This is a genomic window from Microvirga sp. P4_G7 (genome assembly GCF_056401005.1).
Genome location: NZ_JBFUKD010000246.1, coordinates 1 through 4,945, shown reverse-complemented (window position 1 = coordinate 4,945; position 4,945 = coordinate 1). Strand labels below are relative to the sequence as shown.

The 4,945-nt window shown below is 59.3% G+C and carries 6 protein-coding genes; 2 read left to right on the top strand and 4 right to left on the bottom strand.

Translation table 11 applies throughout. From position 1 onward, the window contains the following. The first annotated feature begins 86 nt into the window (after positions 1-86). Positions 87-404 carry a hypothetical protein gene (locus tag AC1DT3_RS11945; protein WP_477465471.1) on the top strand — a complete coding sequence of 106 codons (318 nt, stop codon included), beginning with the start codon at positions 87-89 and terminating at the stop codon, positions 402-404. A gap of 84 nt (positions 405-488) precedes the next feature. Here the strand turns inward: AC1DT3_RS11945 and AC1DT3_RS11940 are convergent, their stop codons facing one another. From AC1DT3_RS11940 to AC1DT3_RS11925, 4 genes are all read right to left on the bottom strand, one after another. Further along, complete coding sequence (locus tag AC1DT3_RS11940) at positions 489-1,457, bottom strand: alpha/beta hydrolase (protein ID WP_477465470.1); 969 nt, start codon at positions 1,455-1,457, stop codon at positions 489-491. A gap of 22 nt (positions 1,458-1,479) precedes the next feature. Beyond that, on the bottom strand, positions 1,480-2,316 hold the full coding sequence (locus tag AC1DT3_RS11935; protein ID WP_477465469.1) for an ABC transporter permease: 837 nt from the start codon (positions 2,314-2,316) through the stop codon (positions 1,480-1,482). 69 nt (positions 2,317-2,385) lie between these two features. Next, complete coding sequence (locus AC1DT3_RS11930) at positions 2,386-3,327, bottom strand: ABC transporter permease (protein ID WP_477465468.1); 942 nt, start codon at positions 3,325-3,327, stop codon at positions 2,386-2,388. A gap of 9 nt (positions 3,328-3,336) precedes the next feature. After that, complete coding sequence (locus tag AC1DT3_RS11925) at positions 3,337-4,089, bottom strand: FadR/GntR family transcriptional regulator (RefSeq protein WP_477465467.1); 753 nt, start codon at positions 4,087-4,089, stop codon at positions 3,337-3,339. A gap of 139 nt (positions 4,090-4,228) precedes the next feature. Between AC1DT3_RS11925 and AC1DT3_RS11920 the strand changes: the two genes are divergently transcribed. Continuing rightward, positions 4,229-4,945 (top strand): ABC transporter substrate-binding protein (locus AC1DT3_RS11920; protein ID WP_477465466.1); only part of this gene is annotated, 717 nt, incomplete at its 3' end.

The following is a 4,945-nucleotide window of genomic DNA, read 5'->3' as shown; positions in this document are numbered from 1 at the left end:
CATCTAGGGTGTCCGGATGCCGATGCTCACGAAGAGAAAAACGGCGAAAACACCGCCTTTCTCTTCGCGAGTCCCTTGCGAGACGAGTGCAGCGCTACGACATAGATGCGCGACGCACACAGGTGAACGAGGAAACTTTGTCCGACAGGGATCAATTCAATCCGGGTATCCGAATGGTGCGGATACCGCGTTGGGCTGGCTTTCTGGCGCTTTTTGCCGCGGCCTCAGTGGCGGTGATTGTTCTTGTCCTGGTTGCAAGTCTTGCACTGTTTGCGATCCCGCTGGGGATCGGTGCCGCACTCATCGGAAAGTGGATATACCGCCGCAAAAGGCCGACGACTCGAACGTCTAGTGCGGAAATTATCGATGCCGAGTATCGGGTCATCGATCGGGGAGACCGATAGCGACCCGCCTCACCTGTCATAGGACGAGGTAGATGGAAGCGCTTGCCAACTCGGCGATATCCCGATTCTCACGACGTCGATAATTTATGCTTCCCGCCGCTTAGCAAGCTCCGTTCGTAGGAAGGCCGCAAGTTTCTCCATCGCGCGCTCGGCCGCCGGCAATCGAAGTGTCATCTGCATGAAGCCGTGGATCACACCGGGAACGAGCTCGAATGTGAACGGGACGCCGGCGTCCACCAGTGCTCGACCAAACCGGATACTGTCATCCCTCAATGGGTCGAGACCGGCGGCTATCAGATAGGTAGCGGGCAAGCCACGCAAATTCCAATTCCGCAAGTCTGCAGCACGTCTCACGTCACTCGGCGCCGAATCGAGGAGATTGGCCCAGTAATAGCGCATCGCGCGCTCGGACAATCCGAATGCGCCGTCTCCGAATAGTTCGTAGCTCCGTGTGTTGAAATCGCGGCTAAAGCACCCGTAGACCAATGCGATCGCATCTGGTGAGTTCTGCGGGTCGGCGAGCGCCGCTGTCAGCACCACATGGGCGCCGGCGGAATCGCCCACGAGCGCATGGTGTTCACGACTGGCGTTGTTTCCGAGGAGGCCGCGCCGAACCGCGTTCACCACACTCGCGATATCATCGCGCGCCGCGGGGAAGGGATGCTCCGGCGAGAGTGCATATTCGACAGACAGAACGGGAAGCGAGGACAGGCTGGCGAGAAGGCGGGCAAAACGATCGTGGGTCCGCAAAGAGCCCACCGTCCAGCCACCACCATGCGCGTAAATGATCAGCGGCAGGTGTTCGGTCTGGACGGGTCGATAAAGACGGACCGGGACGCTCCGACCGTGGCTAGCGACATGGAAATCGCATGTCCCTCCTGCCATTTGCGGCACCACGGCGTTCCAGGGAATGTTCGACGTCTCGATCAAATCCCGGGCTTCCTGAAGCGGAAGGTCATCCAACGGAGGACGGGGCGCCGCGCGCATCTCTTCCAGGATAACCGCCATGGCGGGGTCGATTTCGATTTGCGGCAGTACGAGTGTGGTGTTCATTTGAATCGTAAGAAGCTTTTATCTAGTGGCGACGTCCCGACAGACGTGGATCCAGCACGTCGCGCAGGCCGTCTCCGAGAAAGTTCAGTGCGAGCACCGTCAGGAAAATGGCGAGCCCGGGAAAGAAGCTTATCCACCACGATTGAAAGTAGTCCATACCAATCGCGACCATCTGGCCCCAACTCGGCGTCGGGGGCTGGACGCCGAGCCCGAGAAAGCTGAGCGCGCTCTCGGTGATAAGCGCCGCGGATGCCTTGAGACTTGCGTAGACAATCACGTTTCCTGAAACGTTCGGCCAGATATGTCGCGCCATCAATCGCACTCGCGATGCGCCGAGGACTCTCGCCGCCTGCACGTATTCCAGTTCGCGTACGACGAGCACCTCACCGCGGACGAGCCTGGCAAAACCAGGAATGTTGACGATGGCAATGGCAATCATCGCGTTGAGCAGGTCGGGGCCGAGAACGGCCACGATAGCAAGCGCCAGAACGAGCATCGGAAAGGCGAGCAACCCATCCATGATGCGCATGATGACCCCATCGATACGCCCACCGGCAAAGCCGGAAACAAGACCAATGACGGAGCCGACAATCATCGCGCCGCCGATGGAAACGACGACCACCTGAAGAGAAATTCGCGCACCGAAGAGGATGCGGGAGAGCACATCCCGTCCGATTTCGTCTGTTCCCAGCCAGTGGGCTCGGTTCGGCGGCGAGAGAATCGCTTCGTAATCCACGCCGGCCGGATCGTATGGAGCAATCAGCGGAGCTAGCAGAGCGCACAGGATGAGCACGGACAGCAGAAGGGCGCCGACGCGGCCAAGCGGGTGTTGCCAAAGATTGCGCAGTGCTGTCGCCACTGGTCCATACGACGGCGACTTCGCATCTAGGACGACAGTTGTATCATTGGGTGCAATGCTCATGTCTGGTCACAATTTGATGCGGCGATCGAGAGTCGCATAGAGAACGTCGGTCGCCAGGTTCACCAGCAATACGCCGAGAACGATCACCAGGATCGCTCCTTGGACCGCGGCGAAGTCGCGCTGGAAGATGCCATCGACAAGCATCCGTCCTAGCCCAGGCATCGAAAAGACTGTCTCGGTCACGACAGCCCCGCCGAGGAGTGCGCCGATCTGCAGTCCGACGACCGTCACGATCGGGTTCAACGCGTTGCGCAAGGCGTGCTTGACCACAACGACGCGTTCCGGAAGACCCTTTGCACGGGCGGTACGGACATGATCCTGACTGAGGACCTGAAGCATTGCAGTTCTGGTCTGGCGCATCACCAGAGCCGCCATCGACAGCCCCACGGTAATGGATGGCAGGATCATCAGCGACAGATTGCGGAGGGGATCGCTGAAGAGTGGCACGTAGCCGGACGGCGGCAGCCATCCCAGCTTGACCGAGAAGAGAAGGATCAGCAGCACGCCAAGCCAAAAGAATGGCACCGCCATGCCGGATATTGCGACCGAGCTGACACCGAAGTCGAGCCACGTTCCACGGTTGCGTGCGGCAACGACGCCGAGCGGCACGCCGATTGCAAGTGACAGAACAATGGCGAGGAGTGTGAGCTGGAATGTGACTGGGACGCGGGCTGCGAGCATCTCGGAGATAGGTTCTCTCGAACGAAGTGAATAGCCGAGATCCCCCGACACAGCGCGCCCGAGCCAGTGAACGTATTGCACAGGGACTGGATCGTTGAGACCAAGCTCCTGACGCAGTTGTTCGCGCTGCGCCGCCGTTGCGCTGTCACCGAGAACGGTAACCGTCGGATCGCCTGGAAGCGCTTTGGCGATGCTGAAGACGACGACACTCATTACCAGCAGGACTGGGATGAGCTGGAGAAGCCGCTTGGCGATATAGGCAAGCATGGCGAGACCTCAACGCCAGTGGCGGCGGTGTTCTTCGTCGAGAATGCGCAAGACAACGGGAAGCCCGACGTCGAAGTGGATTTCCATTGCGGTACGTGCCGCGATGACATCGCGGGCAGCGACGGCCTCGACGATGGCCACGTGGCGCGCGTAGGTCGCCTCCGCGTCGCGCACGTCGTATTGACTGTGCAGAGCACGAATTGTGTCCTCCATCGTGCCGCTCATCGCTTCCATGAGAAGTGACATGAGGATGTTCTTCGATGCCTCGGCGAGGATCTTGTGAAAGGCTAGGTCGGCAGCGATCCACTCCGCGTCGCTGTGCTTGTTGCGCTGCATCTGCTCCAACGCGGCATTCAATCCGGCAAGATGAACCTCTTCGCGACGTTCGGCCGCGAGCATCACGATCTGTGTTTCCAGAGCGCGCCGCAATTCCAGCGCCTCACGCAATCCCTCTGGCTGCGATCGAACGGCAAGGCGCAGAAAGAGTTGAAGCGGCTTCGACGATAGCTGGCTGATGGAAGAGGGACGTCCCTGGCGGATTTCGACCACGCCCATGACGGCAAGTTGACGAAGGGCTTCCCGAATGACCGGCTTGCTGACGTCGAAACTTCGCGCCAGCTCCGATTCGGAAGGCAACGAATCGCCTGGCTTCAAGGCTCGCTCGAGAATGAGGTCGGTGAGCCGATGCAGCACAGCGTCCGATAGTTTGATGCGAGACCTCGCGTCACCATCGAATCGGTAGATCTCTGCTGCTTCCGTCATTCGAAACTCCTCGAGCGAGGGGTAAGTCTACCTGACCCCGCACCAGACCTCAACACATCACTTATCAGATATCTTGCAAGTTGATGTCAAATGAGTTATCGGTGGCCTAAGCCGGTCGAACTCGGCATGGGAGGTGAAGTTGAAAGTAGTCTCGAACCTATCGCGCGCGGCTCTTGCCGCATCCCTCATGTGGAGCGGGGTCGCCTTTGCCCAGGCGCCTGTCAAAGGTGGCACGCTGACTGCGGCTCTCGATATCGAGCCGGTCAGCCTCGATCCCATTTTCGGCAATGCTCCGAGCCTGGATCGCAAGGTCTATGACCTGATCTACGACAACCTCGTGCTCCTCGACGAAAAAGGGAATCTCGTGCCCTCGCTCGCGGAGAGTTGGACATTCGCGGAAGACCAGAAATCGATCACGTTCAAGTTGCGTCCGGGCGTTACATTTCATGACGGCACCCCCTTCGACGCGAAAGCCGTGAAGTTCAACATCGAGCGCGTCGTCAATCCTGCAACGAACAGTCCCCATGCTTCGACGCTCGCGGGCGTGACCACGGTTGATGTCATCGATGATCTCAYGGCGCGGGTAAATCTCTCCTCGCCATCCGGTGCCGTCATTGCAGGTCTCGCAAGTGAGGGCGGATCCATGGTCTCGCCAAAAGCGGTCGAGACATCCGGTAAGGACTTCGGACGCAAACCTGTCGGCACGGGACCCTTCACTTTCACCGAATGGAAAAGTGCAGATCGCCTGACTGTGAAGGCCAATGACAAGTACTGGAAAAAGGCGGCCGATGGCACGTCGCTCCCTTATCTGTCCGAGGTCGTTGTGCGCTTCATTCCCAATCCGGCCGTCAAGCTC

Coding starts and splice junctions, on each gene's coding strand:
- AC1DT3_RS11940 (WP_477465470.1), bottom strand. CDS start 1,457: ATGAACACCACACTCGTACTGCCGCAAATCGAAATCGACCCCGCCATG.
- AC1DT3_RS11930 (WP_477465468.1), bottom strand. CDS start 3,327: ATGCTTGCCTATATCGCCAAGCGGCTTCTCCAGCTCATCCCAGTCCTG.
- AC1DT3_RS11925 (WP_477465467.1), bottom strand. CDS start 4,089: ATGACGGAAGCAGCAGAGATCTACCGATTCGATGGTGACGCGAGGTCT.